Raw genomic sequence first — 21,733 nt, 5'->3', positions numbered from 1 at the left:
CGGTAGCGAAGTGTGACCACGCAGGGCGCCCGAGCATGCCGAATGGATACCGCATGAGCGGACCGGAGTCGGTAGCTCGCGTCACCACGCAGGTCGCCCGAGCATGCCAGGAGGGCTCAGCGTGAACCGGACTTCGGTGATTGTGACGGCCGTGCTCGCGGTCGCGGTGATCGAAGTGACGTTGGTGCGTCTTGATCGTGACTCGGTGCTGCTCGCGGTCGCCGTACCGGTCGCCGCCGCGCTCGCGATGCTGGTCTGGTCGTTGCGGCACCGCGTAATCCGCGAGGAACCGCTCACCGAGTACATCGACAACGGTCCGGCGGAGATGCTCGGTCGCTGGCACGCGCGCGCCGAGATGCTCACCGCTCGCGCCGACGGCACCCGCGCCGACTGGGACCGCCACCTGCGGCCACTGCTCGCCAAGGAATTCGAGCTGTCCACCGGGCTGAGGGTTTCCAAGAATCGCCGGGCCACCGAGGCCGCCGGTCAGCTGCAGTTCGGACCCGAACTGTGGCGCTGGGTGGATCCGGCGAACTCCGCGTTGCGCGATCACACCGGTCGCGCACCGGGTAGAGAGGCGCTGGACGAGATCCTGCGCCGTTTGCAGACGATGTGAGGGGTTAGAGGCCACCGATGACAATGCCGTTGAACGTGACCGTCCAGCGCTCCGATGCCGTACTGCGTGAGCTGGGCCGTGTCGTGGTCGGCAAGCGAGATGAGATGCAGCTCATCATGATTGCCGTGCTGGCCGGAGGCCACGTACTCATCGAGGACCTGCCGGGCCTCGGAAAGACCCTGATCGCGCGCTCTTTCGCGGCCGCGCTCGGCCTGGACTTCACCCGCGTGCAGTTCACGCCCGATCTACTGCCCGCCGACCTGCTCGGTTCGACGATCTATGACATGGCGTCGGGCCGGTTCAACTTCCGTCGCGGTCCGGTGTTCACCAATGTGCTGCTCGCCGACGAGATCAACCGCACTCCGCCCAAGACCCAGGCCGCGCTGCTGGAGGCGATGGCCGAGGGTCAGGTGAGCATCGACGGCGAAACCTTCCTGCTCCCACAGCCGTTCGTGGTGCTGGCCACCGACAACCCGATCGAGTACGAGGGCACCTACCCGCTGCCCGAGGCCCAGCTCGACCGCTTCGCCATCCAGCTGCGTCTCGGCTACCTCTCCGAGGCCGACGAGACGCAGATGATCCGGCGCAGGCTCGAACGCGGTTCCACCGCACCGCAAGTGGGCCAGGTGGTCGACGCGCAGGGGCTGATGGAGATGCGTCAGTCGGTCGAGTTCGTCACCGTGCACCCCGACGTGGTGAGCTACGTCGTCGCGCTGGCCTCGGCCACCCGCAGCCACCCGCAGGTGGAAGTCGGCGCCAGCCCGCGCGCCGAACTCGACCTGGTGCAGATGTCGCGGGCGAGGGCGTTGCTCCTCGGGCGCGACTACGTGATTCCCGAAGACGTGAAAGCCCTCGCGGTGGCGGCGATGTCGCATCGCATCACGTTGCGCCCCGAAATGTGGGTGCGTCGTATCCGCGGCGAGGACGTCATCACCGAGCTACTCCGCCGGCTACCGGTGCCCCGCGCCACGAGCACATGAAGCACCGCGACGAATCCAGAACGGTCGAGGTCGACCTCCGGTGGCGGCCCGCCCCGCTGGTGTTCATCCTGGCCGGTTGCGCGGCAGCGGCACTGGTCGTCGCGGTGCTGCTGGGGCAGTGGCAGCTGGTCGTCTTCGCGGCGCCGATGCTCGGCGTGCTCGCCACCGCGCCGTGGCAGCAGGCGCCGACCAGGGTCCAGGTCGACGGCAGCGGCACCGTGCGCTGTTTCGAGAACGAGGTGATCGGTTGCAGCGCGGTCGCTTTCGTCGAGAGCGGGCACGCGCTGCTGCGGATGACCGCCCTGCCGATGCCCGGCCTGGAACTCGAGGTCGAGGAAGCCCACGATTCCGGCGGTGCGCCCGCGGGCATGCGGCTCGGGCTCTCGGCCACCCGCTGGGGCCGGTATCCGGTGCAGGTGAAGGTGTCCGCACTGAGCCCGGCCGGTCTCGCGGTCGCGACCACCGAGCTGCCCGCGGCCAAGCTCTACGTGTACCCCATCGCCGATCCGCAGCGAATGCGCATGCCGCGCACCGAACTGCCCGACCGCATCGGCACCCACCTGACCCGTCGGCACGGCCCCGGTGTCGAATACGCCGACATCCGCGCCTACACGCCGGGCGATCAATTGCGCGCCGTCAACTGGCCGGTGAGCGCGCGGCGCGGCAGGCTCTACGTCACCCAGCGGTTCACCAACCGCTCCGCCGATGTGGTGGTCATGGTCGACACGTCCTTGCAGGCGCCCGGCCCCGCCAGCGCTTCGCTGGAACTTTCGGTGCGCGGCGCGGCCCAGGTGGTGCAGTCGACCCTGCAATCCGGCGACCGCACCGCCGTGGTCTGCCTCGGTGAATCGCCGCGCTGGCTGCGCCCCGACATCGGCCGCAGACAGTTCTATCGCATCGTCGACACGGTCCTGGGCGTCGGCGACGAACACGTCGAGACCACCGGCACTCTCGCACCGCACGCCGCCGTGCCGATCGGCGCGATCGTGGTGGCCTTCTCCACCCTGCTCGACACCCAGTTCGCGCTGGCCCTGATCGACCTGCGCAAACGCGGCCACGTGGTGGTCGCGGTCGACGTCCTGCGCGGTACACCCTTCGAGGACGGCCTCGACCCGACCATGGCCAAGATGTGGCAGCTCGAGCGCGCCTCGATGTATCGGGACATGGGCACCGTCGGCGTCGACATCATCGCCTGGCCCGAAGGCACCCGCCTGGACCAGGCCATGCGCCTGCTCCCCGAACACCGCCGAGCAGTACGGGTACGCCGATGACGAGATTTCTTGCCCTGCTGGCCGGTCTGCTCCTGGTCGCCGCGGTCGCGCTGATCAATCCCCTCGCCGGGGTGCCCGCGCTGGCGCTGGTGATCGCGAGCTGGTGGTGGCGTCCGGCCTCGGTCGGCGCGGTGCTGATCACCATCGCCGCTCTCGCCTTCGCCGACGTCGGCGTCATAGCCGCAGCCGCAACAGGACTTGTCGCAACCACCTACCTGCTGAACGCTGCCGTGCTGCACGCCCCCGAGGGCGTGGTCCCCACCACCATCCCCTCGGTGGGCGGCGCGGTCCTGTTCACCATCGCCGCCGCCACCGCGGCCTGGGTACCCGTCCAGCTGATCTGGGCGCCACTGGCCGCGCCCGTCCTCATCGTCGCGATCTATGCCCTGCTGGTGAGCGGCCTCTCGGCCAAGGGCCCCACCGTCGAAGAGATCCGCATCGAGTAGGACGGATCAGGCGGGATCTTTGACCAGCACCGCTCGGGTGTAGAGCAGAGCGAAGCCTTGGGACTGGGAGTTCTGCTGGGATTTCGATCCGGGCTGGGTGGTGACGACCGCGAGGTCGCAGTCGGCCGCGGCCGCCGCGTTGAGCCGGGTGGAGAGCAGCGCTGTCTGGACGCCTTGTCGACGGTGCTCGGGGAGCGTCGCCGCCCCGGCGAGAGCGGCGATGCCGCCGTTCGTGCGAAGGCTGGCGCCGCCCGCGGGTTTGCCCGCGCGGTAGGCCAGATAGCGGTGGGTGTTGTTGGTGGCAGCCAGATCTCGGACGGCGGTGGCGAGGATGTCGCGAGGGAAGTCCTCGGTGGCGGGTAGGCCGTCGTCGTCGGGGTGGGCGAAGCCGTCGACGACGATATCGAGCCAGGTATCCAAGTCGTTGTCGTCACGGCGTACCTCGACCGACTGCGGAACCGGCCACGCACGGCCGCGCAGACGCAGGCCGAGCACGTTTTCGAAGGATGTCAGCCGATACCCGCGCGCGGTCAGTTCGGCGCCGATCCGGGGGTCGGCGAGATGAGCCAGCTCGACCTGGACCGGCGCCCCGACCTCGGCATAAGCCTGTTCGACCGCCTCCCACTGCGCCGTCGAGGGCACCCCGGCCAAGCCGACACCGACCACCTTGTTCAACGGCGAGTTCGGCCCGGCGAAACACGCTGCGCCACCGGCGATCTCCTGTGTGAACCCGCCCGCGGCCGGGGTGGCCCGGTGTAGTCCGGCGCGCACTCCACCGGCAATGGCCTCGGTCTCCATCCGCTCGATCCGACCGGCCATACCGGTATCGCAGAACAACGCCGCCGCATCCTCGCTCATCAGCCAGTTATATCGCCCCTGTCCAGCGAGTTTTCGAGAGTCGGCGGACTAGCGGTCGGGCCGCCAGGGGATTCGACCGTTGCCGTCGCCGGTGGGGGTCCGGTTCTCGGACCAGTCCCACAGGGGCTGGAGGGATTCGGCGAGGAGGGCGCCCTCGGTGGTGAGCTCGTAGGCGCCGCGCTGGCCGTTCTTGCGGATCAGCGCCGCGGACTGGAGTTGCTGGAGCCGGTCCGAGAGCATGCTCGACGAGCAGTTGCCCATCCGCCGGCGGAGGTCGAGGAAGCCGAGGGGGCCGGGCTCCAGTTCCCAGATCACGCGCAGCATCCAGCGCTGGCCGAGTAGGTCGATCGCGGCCAGGATCGCTGGCGAGGGCTGGTCGCCGGTTGCGCTTCTCATTCAGAAGCACGATAGTTGCTTCTGAATCAGAAGCACGACGGCCGGTCGGGGATGGACGAGGAGATCGACGATGGATTCGACAGTGCGGCAAGATCAGCGGATCGTGCTGGTCACCGGGGCCTCGAGGGGGATCGGAGCGGAGGCGGCGGCGCAGTTCGGCGCGGCCGGGGCACATGTCGTCGTGAACTTCCGGGAGAAGCGCAAGCGGGCCCAGGATGTCGTGGACGGAATCGTGACGGCGGGTGGGAGCGCCTCGGTGCTCGGCGCCGATGTCTCCGATCCGGCGGCTGTCGAGGCGATGGTCGAGGAGGTCGGCCGGACGTTCGGCCGGCTGGATACCTTGGTGCTCAACGCGTCCGGCGGACTCGAGCGGGACGCCGATGCCGGGTACGCGCTCCGACTCAACCGGGATGCGCAGGTGAACCTGGCGACGGCGATGCTGCCGCTGATACCCGAGGGCGGCCGGATCGTGTTCGTCACCAGCCATCAGGCGCACTTCATCTACGAAAACGACAACGTGCCACAGGGTTACACGCCGATCGCACGGAGCAAGCGGGCCGGCGAGGATGCGCTGCGAGCGTTGATCCCCGAATTCCGTGAGCGCGGAGTCGGTTTCACGGTGGTGTCCGGCGACATGATCGACGGGACGATCATCGTCCGGCTGCTGGAACGGCGCGACCCGGGCAGTGTCGAGTCCCGCCGCGCGGCAGGCCCGTTGCCCACGGTCGAGGACTTCGCGCGCGTGATCGTTCAGGCCGGCACCGACGCGGTCGTGGACGGCCACACGTTCTACGTCGGCGGTCACGACTACCAGGCTGCATCGCGGCGGTGACGGACTCGATCCAATTGGATCGAGTCGAACCCAGAGGCTGTGCACAAAGAAACAGCACCGGGCCGGCAGGATGTCTGCCGGCCCGGTGCTGGGTGGGGAACTATCAGGCGGTGACCGAAGCTTCGCGCTGGAGTTCCAGGGCGATATCGATGAGCTGGTCTTCCTGGCCGCCGACGAGCTTGCGCTTGCCCGCGCGGACGAGCATTTCGGCGGCGGAGACGCCGTAGCGTTCGGCTTGGCGTTCGGCGTGGCGCAGGAAGCTGGAGTAGACACCCGCGTAGCCCATCATCAGGGCCTGACGGTCGAGCAGGCATTCCGATGGCATGGCCGGGCGGACCACGTCTTCGGCGGCGTCGGTGACGGCGAAGAAGTCGACGCCGGTCTTGATACCGAGCTTGTCGCAGACGCCGATGAAGGCTTCGACCGGCAGATTGCCCGCGCCCGCGCCGAAGCGGCGAGCCGAGCCGTCGATCTGGGTGGCGCCCGCGCGCACGGCGTAGACCGAGTTCGCCACGGCCAGGCCGAGGTTCTCGTGGCCGTGGAAGCCGACCTGGGCGTCGTCGCCGAGTTCGGCGACCAGGGCCGAGACGCGGTCGGAGACCTGCTCGAGGACGAGCGCGCCCGCGGAATCGACGACGTAGACGCACTGACAGCCCGCGTCGGCCATGATGCGGGCCTGCTCGGCCAGCTTCTCCGGCGTGGTGGAGTGGGCCATCATGAGGAAGCCGACGGTTTCGAGGCCGAGATCACGGGCGTAGCCGAAGTGCTGGATGGAGACGTCTGCTTCGGTGCAGTGGGTGGCGATCCGGCAGATCGACGCGCCGTTGTCCTGGGAGATCTTGATGTCTTCCTTGACGCCGACGCCGGGCAGCATGAGGAAGGCGATCTTGGCCTGCTTGGCGGTCTCCGCGGCGGCCTTGATCAGTTCCTGCTCCGGGGTCTTGGAGAACCCGTAGTTGAACGAGGACCCGGCCAGGCCGTCACCGTGGGTGACCTCGATGACCGGGACACCGGACGCGTCGAGCGCGCCGACGATGTCGCGAACCTCGGTCACGGTGAACTGGTGGCGCTTGTGGTGCGAGCCGTCACGCAGTGAAGTATCGGTGACGCGCACATCGAGTTCGCCCGAGAAGGGCTGCAGGATGTTGTTCATGGTCGAATCTCCTTACACCCGAGCTGAGAGAATTTGATCGGCCAGCACATCGCCGACCTTGGTGGCCGCGGCCGTCATGATGTCGAGGTTGCCCGCGTACGGCGGCAGGAAGTCGCCTGCGCCCTCGACCTCGACGAAGATCGACACCTTCGCCAAGCCGCCGGATACCAGCGACGGGTCGTCGAACTGCGGGTCGTTGAGCAGCCGGTAGCCGGGCACGTACTCCTGAATGGACTTCTCCATCCGGAAGATCGACTCGGAGATCGCGTCGCGATCGGCGTCCTCGGGGATGGCGCAGAAGATGGTGTCGCGCATGATCATCGGCGGCTCGGCCGGGTTCAGGATGATGATGGCCTTACCGCGTTCGGCGCCACCGATGGTCTCCACACCCCGGGAGGTGGTCTTGGTGAACTCGTCGATGTTCGCGCGGGTACCCGGACCGGCCGACACCGAGGACACCGAGGCCACGATCTCGGCGTAGGACACCGGGACAACCCGCGAGACCGCGTTGACCATCGGAATCGTGGCCTGGCCACCGCAGGTGATCATGTTGACGTTCGCCGCGTCCCGCAGCGAATCCAGGTTCACCGGGGGGATCACGGCCGGGCCGACGGCGGCCGGGGTGAGGTCGACGGCGCGGATACCCGCGGCCTCGTATTTCGGCGCGTACGCGCGGTGCACGTAGGCGGAGGTGGCCTCGAACAGCAGATCCGGCTTCTCGTCGAGGGCGAGCAGCCAGTCCGCGCCCTCGGCGGAGGTTTCCAGACCAAGCCCGCGTGCCCGCTTCAGCCCCTCCGAATCCGGGTCGATGCCGATCATCCAGCGCGGCTCGATCTTGTCCGAGCGCAGCAGCTTGTAGAGCAGATCGGTGCTGATGTTGCCGGACCCCACGATCGCGGCGGTGACTTTGCTGGTCACGGTGTACTCCTTGGGAAGTCTGGTTCAGCTGAAACGCAAACGGACGGAACCGAGTCCGGTGAACTCGGCGAGGAAGTCGTCACCGGGGCGGGCGTCGATGGCGCGGGTGCAGGAACCGGGCAGCACGATGTCGCCCTTCTTCAACCGCACCCCGAAGGTCGCGACCTTGCGCGCCAGCCACGCGACGGCGATCACCGGATCGCCCAGCACCGCGTCGCTGCGGCCCTCGGCGATGACCTCGCCGTTGCGGGTGAGTACGGCGTCGATGGCCTTGATGTCGATGTCGCCGGGTGCGACGCGTTCTTTGCCGAGCACCCACCCGGCCGAGGAGGCGTTGTCGGCGATGGTGTCGGTCAGGCCGATCTTCCAGTCGTTGATGCGCGAGTCGATGAGTTCGATCGAGGGCGCGTAGGCGACGGTCGCGGCCAGCACGTCGGCCTCGGTGCAGTCCTCGCCGGGCAGGTCGGCGCCGAGCACGAATCCGACCTCGACCTCCACGCGTGGCAGCAGGAACTTCGAGGTGTCGACGGGGACGTCCTCGTAGACCTCCATGTCGGCGAGCAGGTGACCGTAGTCGGGCTCGTCGACGCCCATCATCTCCTGCATCGCCTTCGACGACAGCCCCACCTTGTGCCCGACGACCTTCGCGCCGGACCGGAGCCTGCGCTGGATGTTGAGCAGCTGGATCTCGTAGGCGTCGACCACATCGATATCGGGGAACCGGTCGACGAGCGGCGGCACGGCGACGCGCTCGTCTTCGGCGCGGGCCAGTTCGTCGGCGAGATGGGTTCGTACCGCGTCAGGCAGCACGCGGACCTCCTTGGCAGCACGGTCGGAAGGATCTAGACGTCAAAACTGTAACCGGTTTTCCAGTCCAGCATCAGCCGTTCACCTGACAATACAACGCTACATCTGGTGATTTCTGCAACATGTTCTACTGAGTTCTATTTTTATCTGTCCAAACGCCCGGACCCTTCTATAACGTGTTCTACATGAGTGATCGGGAATACGATGTCGTGGTCGTCGGTAGCGGCGCCGCCGGGATGACCGCCGCCCTCGCGGCGGCGCACAAGGGACTGAGCGTTGTGCTGCTGGAGAAGGCCGCGCACTACGGCGGGTCGACGGCCCGATCCGGCGGTGGCGTCTGGATTCCGGGCAACAAGGCGTTGCTCGCCGCGGGCCGCCCCGACGACCGCGAGGACGCGCGCACCTACCTGCACAGCATCATCGGCGACGTGGTGCCCGCCGAGAAGATCGACACCTACCTCGATCGTGGCGCCGAGGCGTTCGACTTCGTCCTCGACCACACCCCGCTGAAGATGAAGTGGGTTCCCGGCTACTCCGACTACTACCCTGAGGCCCCGGGCGGGCTCGGCCAGGGACGCTCGTGCGAGCCGACGCCGTTCAACGGCAAGGTGCTCGGCGCGGAACTGGCCAATCTGGAACCGCCCTACGCCAAGGCGCCGCTGAACGTGGTCGTCATGCAGGCCGACTTCGTGCGGCTCAACCTGATCCGCCGTCACCCCAAGGGCGCGATGCGGGCGCTGCGCGTAGGCGCGCGCACCTACCTGGCCAAGTGGACCGGCAAGCATCTGCTCGGCATGGGGCAGGCCATCATCGCCGCCATGCGCAAGGGCCTGCTCGACGCGGGCGTGCCGGTGCTGCTCAACACCCCACTCACCGACCTGGTGGTCACCGACGGCAAGGTCACCGGGGTCAAGGCCACCGTCGACGGCGAACCGGTCACCTTCACCGCGCGCTACGGCGTGATCCTCGGCGCGGGCGGGTTCGAGCACAATGCCGACATGCGGGCCAAGTACCAGCGTCAGCCGATAACCACTGAGTGGACAACCGGTGCCGCGGCCAACACCGGCGATGGCATCGTCGCGGGTATGGCAGCGGGTGCGACGGTCGGATTCATGGAGGACGCCTGGTGGGGTCCGACGATCTTCAAGGGCGGCAAGCCCTGGTTCGCGCTGGCCGAGCGCAATCTGCCCGGCACCATCATGGTCAACGACCGGGGCGAACGGTTCGGCAACGAGTCCGCCCCCTACGTCGAGGCGGTGCACACCATGTACGGCGGTGAGTACGGGCAGGGCGCGGGCCCCGGCGAGAACGTGCCGTCCTGGCTGGTGTTCGACCAGCGCTACCGCAACCGCTACATCTTCGCGGGCCTGCAACCGGGACAGCGCTTTCCGTCGCGCTGGATGGAGAACGACTACATCGTCAAGGCCGACACGATCCAGGAGCTGGCCGAGCGCATCGGCGTGCCCGTGGACAACCTGACCTCGACGATCGAGCGTTTCAACGGCTTCGCCGCCGCGGGCAAGGACGAGGACTTCGGCCGCGGCAACAGCCACTACGACCGCTACTACGGCGACCCGACCGTGAAGCCGAATCCGTGCCTGGCCGAACTGTCGCAGGGCCCGTTCTACGCGGCGAAGATGGTGCCCGGCGACCTCGGCACCAAGGGCGGCCTCGTCACCGATACCGCCGCACGTGTGCTGCGCGAGGACGATTCCGTCATCGACGGCCTCTACGCCGCGGGCAACACCAGCTCGCCGGTGATGGGCCACACCTACGCGGGCCCCGGCGCCACCATCGGCCCCGCGATCACCTTCGCCTACCTGGCTGTGCTCGACATCGTCGCCAGGAAGACGGCCGACTCGGCGAAGGCGAGCGCATGAGCGTCAGCCCGACGATCACGATCGGCTATCTCGCCGTGCTCGACGTTGCCACGACGGGCTCGGCGGACGAGCCAACACCCACAGGAGAAGACCGTGCCCATTGATCTAGCGACCGCGCTCGGCGCGACTCTGCCCGCGCGCGAGTTCAGTTGGACACCCACCGACGTACAGCTCTACCACCTGGGCCTCGGCGCGGGCGCCCGCCCGACCGACCCGGCCGAGCTGGCCTACCTCGACGATCGCGCACCCCAGGTGCTGCCGACGTTCGCGACGGTGGCGCCGACCCTCGGCGAAACCGAGCCGCCGCGAGTGAGCTTCCCCGGTATCGAGATCGACCTGGCCAAGGTCGTGCACGGTCACCAGGAAGTGGAGGTGCACAAGCCGATTCCCGCCACCGGCAAGGCGGTCTCGGTCGGCCGGATCGCCGAGATCTGGGACAAGGGCGCCAACGCGGTGATCGTGCAGGAGCACACCGTCACCGGGTCCGACGGTGAACCGCTGTGGACTGTGCGGTCCTCCATCTTCGCCAAGGGCGAGGGCGGCTTCGGCGGCGAGCGCGGCCCGAGCGCCCGCACCGAACTGCCGGATCGGGCCCCCGACGCGGAGTTGCTCACCCCCACGTTGCCGCAGCAGGCCCTGCTGTACCGCCTCTCCGGCGATCGCAACCCGCTGCATTCGGACCCCGAATTCGCCCGTGGCGCAGGTTTTCCCGCCCCGATCCTGCACGGGCTGTGCACCTACGGCACGGTATGCAAGGCCATCACCGACGCTCTGCTCGACAGCGACGCGGGCCGGGTCGGCGGTTTCCGGGCCAAGTTCGCCGGCGTGCTCTACCCGGGTGAGACCCTGCGCACCAAGGTGTGGCGCGAGGGCGACCAGTTGATCGCGGTCGTCACCGTGGTCGAACGAGACGATGCCCCTGTCCTCAGCGACGTCGCCCTGCGCATCGCTTGATCTGGACCACTGATCACCAGGTCGCCGGAGCGTGAGAACTCCGGTGGTCTGGTGATCATTTTTCGAGTGCGGCGATCGCTTGGACGATGCGGCCGGCGCGATCGGCGGGGGTGCTCGCTTTGAGGACGGGGAGAAACAGCAGGTACCGCTCGGTGCGGGTGAGGGCCCGGTAGGCGGCGTCGGCCTCAGGGGTGAGCGCGGCGAGGAAGTCGGTGGGCGGTTCGGCGGTGCGCTGCGGTTCGTATGCGCCCGCCCAGCGGCCGTCGGCGCACGCCGCTTCGATGGCCGCGAACCCGGCCGGGCGCATCCGCCCCGCGGCGATGAGAGCTTCGGCCTTGGCGACGTTGACCTGCGACCAGGGGCTCCGTGCTCGACGCGGCGAGTATCTCTGCAGGTAGTGGTGGGCGTCGTGGCTGCGGCGATGGCTGTCGATCCAGCCGTAGCAGAGCGCGCCGTCCAGGGTTTCGCTGATCGTCACCGATTTCTCGGGGGCGTTCTTCTTCGAGATCAGCACCCACACGTCGCGGGCGTCGGCGTGGTTCGCCGCCAGCCAGGTGTCCCAGGCTTCGGCGTCGGGGCAGGTGATGAATTCGATGTCCATGCCATCTATCCTCCGACTCAAAGCGCTCACCGAATGAGCACTTTGAATTCACTCCGGTTCGAGTGTCGCCAGTAGGGCGTCGGCGGCTCGGGTGGCCTGCTCGGTCCGGAGGGAATCGACGACTCCTTGCAGGTGAAATGCCCAGTGCGCCTCGAACAGGCACGCGAGCCCGTAGGCGCTGGTCGCGACGCGATCCGCCGGGGCGGCCGGGTACGCGGCGGCGAGCTGTCGCTCCAGTTCGGGTAGCCACCGCTCGGTCCACAGCTCCCGGAGGCTGTTGCGGACCACCTCGTCGCGTGCTGCGAGATTCACCAGTTCGCTCCACACCACCAGGTCGTCGCGGTTTCCGTAAGCGCCCGGTGCGAACATCCGTGCCACTCGATCCTCGATCGGCCCCTCGGCGCCCAGCCGCAGTTGCGCGTCACCGTACGCGGCGACGGCCTCGGTGACGAAAGCCCGCATCAGCCCGTCTCTGCTGCCGAAATAGTGCAGCACCAGCGTGCGCTGGACCCCGGCCGCCGCGGCCACTCGCGACAGTGTCGTGTCGGCGAAACCGTCGGTCGCCACGACGGAATGAGCGGCCCGCAGGATCTGACCGATTCGCTCCTTGGCCTTGCTCGGCCGCCCGACTTTATTTACTGTCATGTTAGTCAATATATTCGACGGGGAGGCAGTCATGCGAGTTCTGGCACTGGGTGGGGCAGGGGAGATGGGCAGGGTCGCCGCCCGCATCATGCACGGCGACGACAGCGTGACGGCACTGACGATCGCCGACCGGGACGAGGCCGCGGCGCGCGCGCTCGCCGCCGAACTGGGCGTCACCGCGTGTCGCCTGGACGCCACCGACGGCCCGGGGCTGACCGCGGCGATGCGGGATTTCGACCTGGTGGTGAATACCGTCGGCCCGTATTTCCGCTTCGGCCCACCGATCCTGGCGGCGGCGATCGCCGCGCGCTGCGACTACATCGACATCTGCGACGATCCCCAGCCGACGATGGACATGCTGGAACTGGACGCGGCGGCGCGCGGGGCGGGGGTGACAGCGCTGGTCGGCATGGGCGCCAGCCCCGGAATCGCCAATCTGCTCGCCGGGCTGGCGGGCCGGGAACTCGACCGGGTCGACTCCGTGGTCACCGGCTGGAACATTCACTCCGCGCACACCGAACCGGCCGGTCCGGGGGCGACCGCGGCCGTGGTGCACGGCATGCGGCAGATCGCCGGTGACATTCCGGTCATCCGCGACGGCGTGCGCGCCCAGCGCCCGGCGCTGGAACGGGTGCGCATCGACTACCCGGGCCTCGGCACCGGCGAAGGCCGCAGCTTCGGTCACCCGGAGGCGATCACCGTGGCGCGAGCCTTCCCCGAACTCCGCGACGCGACCACCGTGGTCGTCGGCGACCGCTCGACCTCGGCAGCGCTGCTGGCACTGCGCTGGGTGATGGGCGCTCGCCTGTTGACGCTCGATCAGGCGGCGGCGGTGGCAGCCCGCGTCGAACGACTCCTCCCCGCCGATCCGGCGAAACTGATCACCGCCGGTGGCCTGCCACCGCTGTTCGCCGTCGCGACGGGCCTGCGGGCTGGAGTGGCCGCGACCGCCGCCACGGCGCTGTGTCAGGTCCCCGGTCTGACGATGGCCGACAACACCGGCGTGCCGTTGGCGGTCGCGGCACTGCTGCGGGCGAAGAGCCCCGGCGTCCACACGCCGGAGACCCTGCTCGATCCGCACGAATTCTTCACCGCGTTCGCCCCGCACTGTCTCGGTGCACCGCCTTCGGCCGCGATGACCGTCACCACGCGCAGCTGGGACACCGAGGAGGACAACGCCGCGGCACTGTCGTCCGCTCTGCTGACCGCACTGATCACCGCGAGATGAGCTGACAACAGTTCACGGCACGGCGCCGACCGCCTGCTCAGGCCGGTCGATTCACAGCCAGGTGTCGAGGCTGGTGGTGGTGAGGAAGTGGTCGAGGTCGGCGCGCCAGGGGGCGGGAGTGGTCTTGTCCGGCTCGATGCCGGTGTACTGGCCGCGGTAGAACAGCAGCGGACGGCCGCCGGTGGTGGCCGATTCCGAGAGCGCGTGGACCCGGCCGATCACGATGTAGTGGTCGCCGCCGTCGACGACGGAGTCGACCGTGCATTCGATGGTGGCCAGCGAATCATCGATCACCGGAACGCCGAGTTCGGAGGTGTGCCAGCCGACGCCGGCGAACTTGTCGGTCTCGCGTGAGCCGAAGCGCGCGCACGTGGGCTGCTGTTCCTCGGAGAGCACGTTCACGCAGAACTTGCCCGCCGCCTCGATCGCCGCCCACGACCGCGACCCCTTGGTGGGGCAGAACAGCACAAGGGGCGGGTCGAGGGAGAGCGCGGCGAAGGACTGGCAGGCGAACCCGATGGGCTCACCGTCCGGATCGAGCGCGGTGATCACGGTGATGCCGGTGCAGAACTGTCCCAGCACGGTGCGGAACTGCCGGCCGTCGATCGCCGGTATCTGTTCAGTCATGTCCTTCGCCGCCCGTTCCTATTGCTGCTTGAATCCGACAGTGAAGTCGTGACCCCACAGGCTCACCGCGGTCGATTCGCGGGCGATCCAGTCGTGGTCGTCGACTTCCAGTCCTTCACAGCCGAATTCGATGTCGAATCCGCCGGGGGTCTTCATGTAGAAGGACAGCATCTTGTCGTTGATGTGCCTGCCGAGGGTGGCCGACATCTTCACCTTCTTGCGATAGGCGCGGTCCAGGCAGAGGCCGACGTCGTCGGAGTTCTCCACCTCGACCATCAGGTGCACGATGCCGGTGGGGTTCGGCAGCGGCAGGAACGCCAGCGCGTGGTGGCGCGGGTTGCAGCCGTAGAAACGCAGCCAGGCCGGGTCGCCGTCGGCGGGACGGCCGACCATCTGCGGCGGCAGCCGCATGGAGTCCCGCAGCCGGAAGCCCAGGATGTCCTGGTAGAACGCCTGTGCCGCGGCATCGTCGGTGCAGGTGAGAACCACGTGGCCCAGCCCCTGCTCGGCGGTGACGAACTTGTGGCCGTAGGGGCTCACGAAGCGGCGGCCCAGGTACTGCGCGCCGTAGAACGCCTCGAGGGTGTTTCCGGACGGATCCTGGAACCGGATCATGCCCTCGACGCGACGCTCACCGAGCTCTTCCTTGGTGCCCTCGGTGAAGGCGACTCCGGCCTTGCTCAGGGTCTCCCGCAGCTGTTGCAGGCCGGGGCCGTCGGTGACCTCCCAGCCCGAGACCAGCAGCCGGTCCTGCTCGCCGGGAACGATCACCAGTCGCGCGGCGAAATCGTCCATGCGCAGGTAGAGCGCGTCGGGGTCGAGCCCGGTGCCCTCCATCATGCCGAGAACCTTGAGGCCGTACTCGCGCCAGGCCGCCATGTCGGTGGCCTCGATGCGCATGTAGCCCAGGGCGCGGATGCTCATTACTTCTCCCCGAGGAAATCGACGGTGAGCCGGTTGAACTCGTCGAACTTCTCCAGCTGTGCCCAGTGCCCGCAGCCACCGAACACGTGCAGCTGGACGCGCGGGATCACCTTGGTGGCCACGAGCGCGCCGTCGAGGGGGTTCACCCGATCTTCGCGACCCCAGATCAACAGCACCGGCTGACGCAGCTTGTACGCGTCACGCCACAGCATGCCCTTCTCGAAGTCGGCGCCGGCGAAGGACTTGCCCATCGCCTTCATCGCGGCCAGCGATTCGGGGGTGTTGGCGAGGGCGAACCGCTCGTCGATGAGCTCGTCGGTCACCAGGGACTGGTCGAAGACCATGATCCGCAGGAACTTCTCCAGGTTGTCCCTGGTCGGCTCGTAGGTGAACCGCGAGAGCAGCTTCACGCCCTCGGTGGGGTCGGGCGCGAACAGGTTGGTGCTCAGCCCGCCCGGACCCATCAGCACGAGTTTGCCCGCGCGCGTGGGGTGGTCGAGCGCGAACCGCACCGAGGCGCCGCCGCCGAGGGAGTTGCCGAGCAGGTGCACCCGGTCGGTGATCTCCAGGTGATCGAGCAGTGCGAGCAGTGCGTTCGAGCTGTGCACGAAGTACTGGGGGTGGTCGATCGGCTTGTCCGACTTGCCGTAGCCCGGCTGATCGGGCGCGATCACGTGATAGTGCTCGGCCAGTACCGGGATGTTGCGGGCGAAGTTCGACCATGCCGAGGCGCCGGGTCCACCACCGTGCAGCAGCACGATCGTCGGCCCGTTGCCCACTCCGGCTTCGTGGTAGTGCAGCTTCAGATCGGGGGTGACCTGCGCGAAGCGTGAGGTCGATTCGTAGGTCAGTTCAGCGGTCCGGGTCATCGGCTACACCATGGCGTCGGTGACGGGCAGCCCGAACTCGTGCGTGCCGTACATGACGTAGGCGCGCTCGGGATCGTTGGCCGCGTGCACTCGCCCGGCATGCGCGTCACGCCAGAAGCGTTGCAGCGGTGTGCCGTTGGCCAGCGCGGTGGCGCCGGAGGACTCGAAGAGCTTGTCGATCGAGGCGATCACCCGGCCGGTCGCGCGGACCTGGTCGCGGCGGGCGCGTACGCGCAGATCGAACGGCACTTCCTGGCCCGCCTGCAGCAGCGCGTACTCCTCGGCGACATTGCCCGAGAGCTGACGCCACGCGGCGTCGATATCGCTGGCCGCCTCGGCGACGCGCACCTTGGCGAACGGATCGTCCTTGGCGTTCTCGCCGGCGAAGGCCGCGCGCACGCGCTTGCCCTGGTGCTCGACGTGCGCCTCGTAGGCGCCGTAGCCCATGCCGACGATCGGCGTGGAGATGGTGGTGGGGTGGATGGTGCCCCACGGCATCTTGAAGACCGCGTCGGTGTTCTGCTCGAGGCCCGGCGCGCGGCCCTCGCTCATCGCGCGGAAGCTCAGGAACCGGTGCGACGGGACGAAGACGTCCTCGACGACGACGGTGTTGGAGCCGGTGCCGCGCAGGCCGACGACGTTCCAGACGTCATCGATGCGGTAGTCCGAGCGCGGGATCAGGAAGCTGCCGAAGTCGACCGGCTTGCCGTTCTTGATCACCGGACCGCCCAGCACCGCCCAGGTGGCGTGATCGGAACCCGAGGACCAAGCCCACGAGCCGCGCACGATGTAACCACCGTCGACGGCCTGTCCCGCTCCCATCGGCGCGTACGAGGACGAGATGCGCACATCGGTGTCCTCGCCCCACACGTCCTGCTGGGCCTGCTGATCGAACAGCGCGAGGTGCCAGTTGTGCACCCCGATGATGCCCGACACCCAGCCGGTGGAACCACACGCGCTGGCGATCTTGCGCACGGTGTCGTAGAAGACCACCGGGTCGGCCGCGTGGCCGCCCCACTGCTTGGGCTGGAGCAGCCGGAAGAAACCGGTCTCCTGCAGCGCCTTCATGGATTCTTCGGGGATGCGGCGCAGGTCCTCGGCCTCCTGCGCACGCTCACGCAGCGTCGGCAGCAGTGCCTCGACCCGTTCGGTCACTTCTTGCGTCATTTCGGAGCCCGCTCCTGCCCTTGTCGGATCGACAACCGGTTCTTTTCGTCTGCTTGGTTCGACTCTGAGATTAGAACAGGTTCTCGTTTCTGTCGAGAAGATCGCCCTACCTCGGATATAACAGGAGTCAACAAGGAAGTTCGCTGGACAACTGGCGTGAAGTGGCTCAGTTTTGTAACGTGTTCTAGTGAACGAGGAGGGTTCGGGATGGCGATCAACCCCAAGGTGAGGGAACTCGATGTCGGTGCACCGCCGACGAGGTTCGCGCGCGGCTGGCACTGTGTCGGCCTGGCGTCGACGTTCCGCGACGGTAAACCGCACGCGGTCGAGATCTTCGGTACCAAGCTCGTCGTGTGGACCGATACCGACGACCAGATCCGCGTGCTCGACGCCTATTGCAGGCATATGGGCGGCGACCTGAGCATGGGAACGGTGAAGGGCGACGACATCGCCTGCCCGTTCCACGACTGGCGCTGGGGCGCCAGCGGAAAGTGCACCGCGATTCCGTACGCGCGCCGTGTTCCGCCGCTGGCCCGTACCCGCAGGTGGACCACGCTCGAGCGCAACGGTCAGCTGTTCGTCTGGCACGACCACGAGGGCAACGAACCGCCCCCGGAGGTCACGATCCCGCATATCGAGGGCCCGTACACCGACGAACAGGGCAATCCGACCGAGACCCACAACAGCGGCTGGACCGACTGGACCTGGGACTCGTTGCTGATCGAGGGCGCCAACTGCCGCGAGATCATCGACAACGTCGTGGACATGGCGCACTTCTTCTACATCCACTACGCCTTCCCGACGTTCTTCAAGAACGTCTTCGAAGGGCATGTGGCGACGCAGTTCCTGGAGACCAAGGGCCGCCCCGACGTCGGCATGGCCGCCAAGCACGGCGGTGACACGCTGCTGAAGTCGGAGGCGTCCTACTTCGGGCCGTCCTACATGATCAATCCGCTGGTGAACATCTACAGCGGGTACGAGATCAAGGTTCAGCTGATCAACTGCCACTACCCGGTGAGCCAGGATTCGTTCGTGCTGCAGTGGGGCCTGAGCGTCGAGAAGCCCAAGGGCATCCCCGACGAGGCCGCGAAGAAACTGGCCGACACCATGGCCAAGTTCTTCGGCGACGGTTTCCTGCAGGACGTGGAGATCTGGAAGCACAAGTCCAAGGTCGAGAACCCGCTGCTCTGCGAGGAAGACGGGCCGGTCTACCAGCTGCGTCGCTGGTACGAGCAGTTCTACGTCGACGTCGCCGAGGTGACCGAGAAGATGACCCAGCGCTTCGAGTTCGAGGTCGATACGACCAAGGCGAATCAGGCGTGGGAGGCCGAGGTGGCGGAGAACCTGCGCCGCAAGGCCGAATCCGAGGAAGCAGGCGTCTGAGGTGAGTCCGAGCGAGCCGCAAAGGTCCGGCGATCCGTCGCAGCTCGCTTCGGCGGAGCCCGGGTCGGGCGATTCCCCGCAGCGTGCGGGGCCTCGCCCGACTTGGGCCAAGGCACCTGATTTCGCTGATCAGCCCGTGCGGCAAGCGGCGGTGCGGGCGCAAACCGTGGTCGACAAACAGCACTATCTCGATACCGGTCTGACGCCACTGCGGTGTCAGACCTGCTCGGCGCAGGTCATGGTGCGCAAGTCGAGCGCACACCAGACTTCGGTGCAGTGGACCGAACGTCCCGACGCGCACTGCCCGGTTTTCGCGCAGTTGGCCGCACACGGTGCCCGGCCGGGCAGGCCGGAATCCTGTCCGTCACTGGAGAAGTCGATCAAATGGGCCGTCGACGAGGGCGTGCTCGAAATCCCCGAGTAGTCAGCCGAACGGTGTGTGCGGGCGATCCTGGCGCACACCGTCGAGGTAGATGTCGACCTTCTCGTTGTAGAAGCACGCCAGGCCGGCGACCTTCTGGCTCTCGGGCAGCGGCGTGCGATAGATCCAGACGATGTCGGCGTGCTCGGTGTCGCCGACGCGCACATTCCAGTAGTCGGCGGTGCCCTTGTACGGGCAGCTGGTGTGGGTGTCCGACGCGGTCAGCAGATCCATCCGGACATCGGTCAGCGGCAGGTAGTACCGTGCGGGCAAGCCGGTTTCGAACAGGATCCGGGGCGAATGCGAGTCCGCGACGGTGACCCCGTCGATCTCCACCCGCACGTGCCGGGAACTGCCGAGAATGTCCACGCGCGAATACGGGTCGCGCGGATGGACGAAGACCTGCTCGTCTTCCTCGAACCAGTCGAACGCGGCGATGTCGAGCCGCACAGCGTCATTCAGCTCCGGTAGCGGTGAGTCGAGATAGCGCAGCGCCGCACCGTCGGCGCGCAGACCCTCGACCGCCACGTCGTAACCCGTCGCGTCGCCGCGGCTGGGGGAGTGCTCGGTGATCCCGTTCGGATCGAGGTCTGCGCGCACGTCGGTGAGCGGCACGTAGTAGGTCGGGTAATAGGGGATCTCCCAGACCAGCAGCGGCCGGAGCGTGTCGGCCACCAGCTTCCCGCGCAAGTAGACCCGTACTCGCTTCTGTCCGGTCTCAACCTTGACACGTCCACGTTGGTCCTCGGCCATGCACCAACGCTACCCGAATTCCCAACCCCGAACCCCGACCCTTAGGGAGGGGCCGGACGCGCAGCGGCCGGGTTCGCGGCCGTCCCGTCGATCAGGTGCCGTTGCGTAGGCGACGAAGGAGCAAGCAACGGTGCCTGATCGACGGGACCGGAGGGGCCGCGAACTCGAGCGCGCCAGCGCTCCAAAAATAGAGCTCAATCGCCGACGGTGATGGCCTGCGCCTCCTCGATCGAGTGCGGGGCCGGGTCGTGGTCGTCGATGTGGGCGAGCGCGTTTCGGCCGATGTAGAGGACCGCGACCGCGGCGGCCGTGCAGACCGCGCCGAGCCAGAACGGCAGCGACATGTTGTGCTCGCCGAGCTTGCCCGCCACCCACGGCGCGGCCGCACCGCCACCGAATCGGACGAAGCTGTACGCCGCCGACGCGGTCGACCGCTCGACCGGCGCCGAGATCATCACGGCCTCGGTGATCAGCGTGTTGTTCACGCCGAGGAACGCACCGGCGATCACGACACCGACGATCAGCACGATCTTGTGTTCGGTGAACATCCCCATCACCGCCAGGTCGATCGCGAACAGGGCCAGCGACAGGGCCATCATCGGCAGCGAACCGAAGCGCGCCTGCAGTTTCGGGGCGAGGAACACCGACGACAGGGCGAGCAGGATGCCCCAGCCGCAGAAGATGAAGCCGATCGCGTAGGTGCCCATGTCCAGCGGGAACGGGGTGAACGCGAGCAGGGTGAAGAAACCGAAGTTGTAGAGCAGCGCGGTGATGCTCACGGTGAGCAATCCCCGGTGCCGCAGGGCTTTGAACGGCGCGGTGATCGAGGTCGGATGCGCGGCCTTCGGCGTTTCGGGCAGCAGCACGACGATCGCGATGAAGGCGACGGCCATCAGCACCGAGACTCCGAAGAACGGTCCGCGCCAGCTGATTCCACCGAGCACGCCACCCAGCAGCGGGCCGGTCGCGATGCCGATGCCGAGCGCGGCCTCGTAGAGAATGATCGCCTTGGCGACGCCGCCGGTGGCCGCGCCGACGATGGTGGCCAGTGCCGTCGCGATGAACAGGGCGTTGCCCAGACCCCAGCCCGCGCGGAACCCGATGATCTCGCCGATGCTGCCGGACATGCCCGCCAGCGCGGCGAACACGATGATGATCGCCAGCCCGGACAGCAGCGTCTTCTTCGCGCCGAAGCGGCTCGAGATCACGCCGGTGACCAGCATGGCGACGCCGGTGACGGCCATGTAGCTGGTGAACAGCAACGACACCTGGGACGGTGTCGCGTTCAGCTGTTCGCCGATCGGCTTGAGAATGGGATCGACCAGGCCGATGCCCATGAACGCGATGACGCTCGCGAAGGCGACGGCCCACACGGCCTTGGGCTGGGAGTTGGTGGTTGCGGCGTTGTCGTCGCGAGTCAGCTGGGGGGTGCTCACTGGCGCTCCTGGTTGCATCACTGATGACCGCGGGCAACCGAGCGAAGGGCTGTCAGCAGGTCGTTCATGTCGGTATCGAGGCGGATCAGCCGATCGAGATCGAAATCGGCCAGTCCGGGTGCCATGGCGGCGGCGAACGCGCGTCTGGCCTCGGTGAGGCGGGACCGGCCGGCCGGGGTGAGCTCGATGAGCACCGCCCGGGAGTCGTGCGGGTCTTTGGTGCGGGACGCGAAGCCGTCGGTGACGAGTCGACCGATCAGCGCCGTTGCCGCCGGTTGGGAACATCTGTCGATCCGGGCGAAATCGCTGACCCGCAGCCCGCCGTGCTCGTCGAGCACGGCAAGGGCCCGCAGGACCGCGCGGGGCAGGTCGTCGTTGCTGATCGCCCCGGCCAGTCGGGTGAGCCGACCAGCGGTGACCAACAGGTCGACCACGATGTCGTCTGCCGATGGCTGCGCTGTCTGCTTCACAGGAGTTAATATTACATAAGCTAACTATCTAAATCTAGACAGCCTGGTTCCGCTACCACGGTGAAATGGCGCACAACGTGCCGAAAGCCCTGGTCGGC

Annotated in this window: 24 protein-coding genes; 10 read left to right on the top strand and 14 right to left on the bottom strand. The window is 67.6% G+C overall.

Features of this window, described 5'->3' with window-relative positions; translation table 11 throughout:
* The first annotated feature begins 121 nt into the window (after positions 1-121).
* From ACWF99_RS16005 to ACWF99_RS15990, 4 genes are read left to right on the top strand one after another with little or no spacing between them, the layout of a single operon-like run.
* Positions 122-616, top strand: a complete 495-nt coding sequence (locus ACWF99_RS16005; protein ID WP_101464691.1) for a hypothetical protein — start codon at positions 122-124, stop codon at positions 614-616.
* A gap of 17 nt (positions 617-633) precedes the next feature.
* Positions 634-1,596, top strand: coding sequence for an AAA family ATPase (locus tag ACWF99_RS16000; RefSeq protein ID WP_056818940.1), 963 nt, complete (start codon positions 634-636; stop codon positions 1,594-1,596).
* Positions 1,593-2,867 (top strand): DUF58 domain-containing protein, encoded by a 1,275-nt coding sequence (locus tag ACWF99_RS15995; protein ID WP_358069548.1) that lies wholly within the window; start codon positions 1,593-1,595, stop codon positions 2,865-2,867. Before ACWF99_RS16000 ends, ACWF99_RS15995 begins: the two co-directional genes overlap by 4 nt.
* On the top strand, positions 2,864-3,313 hold the full coding sequence (locus ACWF99_RS15990) for a hypothetical protein (protein ID WP_378631603.1): 450 nt from the start codon (positions 2,864-2,866) through the stop codon (positions 3,311-3,313). The genes ACWF99_RS15995 and ACWF99_RS15990 overlap by 4 nt, the downstream gene beginning before the upstream one ends.
* A gap of 6 nt (positions 3,314-3,319) precedes the next feature.
* Here ACWF99_RS15990 and ACWF99_RS15985 read toward each other — a convergent pair whose 3' ends face one another.
* Together ACWF99_RS15985 and ACWF99_RS15980 are read right to left on the bottom strand one after the other, a co-directional pair.
* Positions 3,320-4,150: a GNAT family N-acetyltransferase gene (locus tag ACWF99_RS15985; RefSeq protein WP_452536629.1), complete on the bottom strand. Its 831-nt coding sequence runs from the start codon at positions 4,148-4,150 to the stop codon at positions 3,320-3,322.
* A gap of 69 nt (positions 4,151-4,219) precedes the next feature.
* Positions 4,220-4,567 carry a winged helix-turn-helix transcriptional regulator gene (locus tag ACWF99_RS15980; protein WP_452536456.1) on the bottom strand — a complete coding sequence of 116 codons (348 nt, stop codon included), beginning with the start codon at positions 4,565-4,567 and terminating at the stop codon, positions 4,220-4,222.
* A gap of 70 nt (positions 4,568-4,637) precedes the next feature.
* On the opposite strand from ACWF99_RS15980, the gene ACWF99_RS15975 reads away from it, so the two are divergent.
* Positions 4,638-5,399 carry an SDR family oxidoreductase gene (locus tag ACWF99_RS15975; protein ID WP_452536454.1) on the top strand — a complete coding sequence of 254 codons (762 nt, stop codon included), beginning with the start codon at positions 4,638-4,640 and terminating at the stop codon, positions 5,397-5,399.
* A gap of 103 nt (positions 5,400-5,502) precedes the next feature.
* Here ACWF99_RS15975 and dmpG read toward each other — a convergent pair whose 3' ends face one another.
* From dmpG to ACWF99_RS15960, 3 genes are read right to left on the bottom strand one after another with little or no spacing between them, the layout of a single operon-like run.
* Positions 5,503-6,552: a 4-hydroxy-2-oxovalerate aldolase gene (dmpG, locus tag ACWF99_RS15970; protein ID WP_378631607.1), complete on the bottom strand. Its 1,050-nt coding sequence runs from the start codon at positions 6,550-6,552 to the stop codon at positions 5,503-5,505.
* 12 nt (positions 6,553-6,564) lie between these two features.
* Positions 6,565-7,470, bottom strand: a complete 906-nt coding sequence (locus ACWF99_RS15965; RefSeq protein WP_378631609.1) for an acetaldehyde dehydrogenase (acetylating) — start codon at positions 7,468-7,470, stop codon at positions 6,565-6,567.
* A gap of 24 nt (positions 7,471-7,494) precedes the next feature.
* Positions 7,495-8,280 (bottom strand): 2-keto-4-pentenoate hydratase, encoded by a 786-nt coding sequence (locus tag ACWF99_RS15960; protein WP_452536451.1) that lies wholly within the window; start codon positions 8,278-8,280, stop codon positions 7,495-7,497.
* A gap of 173 nt (positions 8,281-8,453) precedes the next feature.
* Between ACWF99_RS15960 and kstD the strand changes: the two genes are divergently transcribed.
* Together kstD and ACWF99_RS15950 are read left to right on the top strand one after the other, a co-directional pair.
* Positions 8,454-10,157: a 3-oxosteroid 1-dehydrogenase gene (kstD, locus tag ACWF99_RS15955; RefSeq protein WP_378631612.1), complete on the top strand. Its 1,704-nt coding sequence runs from the start codon at positions 8,454-8,456 to the stop codon at positions 10,155-10,157.
* A 93-nt stretch (positions 10,158-10,250) separates the two neighbouring features.
* The gene (locus ACWF99_RS15950) at positions 10,251-11,111 is read left to right on the top strand and encodes a MaoC/PaaZ C-terminal domain-containing protein (protein WP_378664298.1); all 861 of its coding nucleotides are present in this window, start codon (positions 10,251-10,253) and stop codon (positions 11,109-11,111) included.
* A 55-nt stretch (positions 11,112-11,166) separates the two neighbouring features.
* On the opposite strand, the gene ACWF99_RS15945 is transcribed toward ACWF99_RS15950, so the two are convergent.
* Entirely contained in the window at positions 11,167-11,712 is a 546-nt protein-coding gene (locus ACWF99_RS15945; RefSeq protein ID WP_378631615.1) for a YdeI/OmpD-associated family protein, read from the bottom strand.
* A 48-nt stretch (positions 11,713-11,760) separates the two neighbouring features.
* Positions 11,761-12,357: a TetR/AcrR family transcriptional regulator gene (locus ACWF99_RS15940; protein ID WP_452536448.1), complete on the bottom strand. Its 597-nt coding sequence runs from the start codon at positions 12,355-12,357 to the stop codon at positions 11,761-11,763.
* Positions 12,358-12,388: 31 nt separating this feature from the next.
* Between ACWF99_RS15940 and ACWF99_RS15935 the strand changes: the two genes are divergently transcribed.
* Positions 12,389-13,585 (top strand): saccharopine dehydrogenase family protein, encoded by a 1,197-nt coding sequence (locus tag ACWF99_RS15935; RefSeq protein WP_452536446.1) that lies wholly within the window; start codon positions 12,389-12,391, stop codon positions 13,583-13,585.
* Between the two features lie 51 nt (positions 13,586-13,636).
* On the opposite strand, the gene hsaB is transcribed toward ACWF99_RS15935, so the two are convergent.
* The 4 genes from hsaB to hsaA are packed head-to-tail and all read right to left on the bottom strand — an operon-like array spanning position 13,637 to position 17,172.
* Complete coding sequence (gene hsaB / locus ACWF99_RS15930; protein ID WP_378631620.1) at positions 13,637-14,212, bottom strand: 3-hydroxy-9,10-secoandrosta-1,3,5(10)-triene-9,17-dione monooxygenase reductase subunit; 576 nt, start codon at positions 14,210-14,212, stop codon at positions 13,637-13,639.
* An 18-nt stretch (positions 14,213-14,230) separates the two neighbouring features.
* Positions 14,231-15,136: an iron-dependent extradiol dioxygenase HsaC gene (gene hsaC / locus ACWF99_RS15925; RefSeq protein ID WP_378631622.1), complete on the bottom strand. Its 906-nt coding sequence runs from the start codon at positions 15,134-15,136 to the stop codon at positions 14,231-14,233.
* On the bottom strand, positions 15,136-16,005 hold the full coding sequence (hsaD, locus tag ACWF99_RS15920) for a 4,5:9,10-diseco-3-hydroxy-5,9,17-trioxoandrosta-1(10),2-diene-4-oate hydrolase (RefSeq protein WP_378631623.1): 870 nt from the start codon (positions 16,003-16,005) through the stop codon (positions 15,136-15,138). The genes hsaC and hsaD overlap by 1 nt, the downstream gene beginning before the upstream one ends.
* A 3-nt stretch (positions 16,006-16,008) precedes the next feature.
* Positions 16,009-17,172: a 3-hydroxy-9,10-secoandrosta-1,3,5(10)-triene-9,17-dione monooxygenase oxygenase subunit gene (gene hsaA / locus ACWF99_RS15915; protein ID WP_378631625.1), complete on the bottom strand. Its 1,164-nt coding sequence runs from the start codon at positions 17,170-17,172 to the stop codon at positions 16,009-16,011.
* Between the two features lie 207 nt (positions 17,173-17,379).
* Between hsaA and ACWF99_RS15910 the strand changes: the two genes are divergently transcribed.
* Positions 17,380-18,555: a Rieske 2Fe-2S domain-containing protein gene (locus ACWF99_RS15910; RefSeq protein WP_378631627.1), complete on the top strand. Its 1,176-nt coding sequence runs from the start codon at positions 17,380-17,382 to the stop codon at positions 18,553-18,555.
* 136 nt (positions 18,556-18,691) lie between these two features.
* On the top strand, positions 18,692-18,979 hold the full coding sequence (locus ACWF99_RS15905) for a hypothetical protein (protein WP_378631628.1): 288 nt from the start codon (positions 18,692-18,694) through the stop codon (positions 18,977-18,979).
* Here the strand turns inward: ACWF99_RS15905 and ACWF99_RS15900 are convergent, their stop codons facing one another.
* From ACWF99_RS15900 to ACWF99_RS15890, 3 genes are all read right to left on the bottom strand, one after another.
* Complete coding sequence (locus tag ACWF99_RS15900; RefSeq protein ID WP_452536442.1) at positions 18,980-19,729, bottom strand: DUF427 domain-containing protein; 750 nt, start codon at positions 19,727-19,729, stop codon at positions 18,980-18,982.
* 194 nt (positions 19,730-19,923) lie between these two features.
* Positions 19,924-21,165 (bottom strand): MFS transporter, encoded by a 1,242-nt coding sequence (locus tag ACWF99_RS15895; RefSeq protein ID WP_452536440.1) that lies wholly within the window; start codon positions 21,163-21,165, stop codon positions 19,924-19,926.
* Positions 21,166-21,182: 17 nt separating this feature from the next.
* Positions 21,183-21,635: a MarR family winged helix-turn-helix transcriptional regulator gene (locus ACWF99_RS15890; RefSeq protein ID WP_378631633.1), complete on the bottom strand. Its 453-nt coding sequence runs from the start codon at positions 21,633-21,635 to the stop codon at positions 21,183-21,185.
* Between the last annotated feature and the right edge of the window lie 98 nt (positions 21,636-21,733).

Source organism: Nocardia sp. NPDC055002 (assembly GCF_053608825.1).
Note: the sequence above shows the minus strand (reverse complement) of the source record. Positions and strands in the feature narration are given on the sequence as shown.

Bases quoted from the DNA above. Each gene is read 5' to 3' on its own strand.
- dmpG (WP_378631607.1), bottom strand. From the start codon at position 6,552: ATGAACAACATCCTGCAGCCCTTCTCGGGCGAACTCGATGTGCGCGTC.
- ACWF99_RS15910 (WP_378631627.1), top strand. From the start codon at position 17,380: ATGGCGATCAACCCCAAGGTGAGGGAACTCGATGTCGGTGCACCGCCG.
- ACWF99_RS16000 (WP_056818940.1), top strand. From the start codon at position 634: ATGACAATGCCGTTGAACGTGACCGTCCAGCGCTCCGATGCCGTACTG.
- ACWF99_RS15975 (WP_452536454.1), top strand. From the start codon at position 4,638: ATGGATTCGACAGTGCGGCAAGATCAGCGGATCGTGCTGGTCACCGGG.
- hsaA (WP_378631625.1), bottom strand. From the start codon at position 17,172: ATGACGCAAGAAGTGACCGAACGGGTCGAGGCACTGCTGCCGACGCTG.
- hsaC (WP_378631622.1), bottom strand. From the start codon at position 15,136: ATGAGCATCCGCGCCCTGGGCTACATGCGCATCGAGGCCACCGACATG.
- ACWF99_RS15990 (WP_378631603.1), top strand. From the start codon at position 2,864: ATGACGAGATTTCTTGCCCTGCTGGCCGGTCTGCTCCTGGTCGCCGCG.
- ACWF99_RS15980 (WP_452536456.1), bottom strand. From the start codon at position 4,567: ATGAGAAGCGCAACCGGCGACCAGCCCTCGCCAGCGATCCTGGCCGCG.
- hsaB (WP_378631620.1), bottom strand. From the start codon at position 14,212: ATGACTGAACAGATACCGGCGATCGACGGCCGGCAGTTCCGCACCGTG.
- ACWF99_RS15900 (WP_452536442.1), bottom strand. From the start codon at position 19,729: ATGGCCGAGGACCAACGTGGACGTGTCAAGGTTGAGACCGGACAGAAG.
- ACWF99_RS15995 (WP_358069548.1), top strand. From the start codon at position 1,593: ATGAAGCACCGCGACGAATCCAGAACGGTCGAGGTCGACCTCCGGTGG.
- ACWF99_RS15940 (WP_452536448.1), bottom strand. From the start codon at position 12,357: ATGACAGTAAATAAAGTCGGGCGGCCGAGCAAGGCCAAGGAGCGAATC.
- hsaD (WP_378631623.1), bottom strand. From the start codon at position 16,005: ATGACCCGGACCGCTGAACTGACCTACGAATCGACCTCACGCTTCGCG.
- ACWF99_RS15945 (WP_378631615.1), bottom strand. From the start codon at position 11,712: ATGGACATCGAATTCATCACCTGCCCCGACGCCGAAGCCTGGGACACC.
- ACWF99_RS15935 (WP_452536446.1), top strand. From the start codon at position 12,389: ATGCGAGTTCTGGCACTGGGTGGGGCAGGGGAGATGGGCAGGGTCGCC.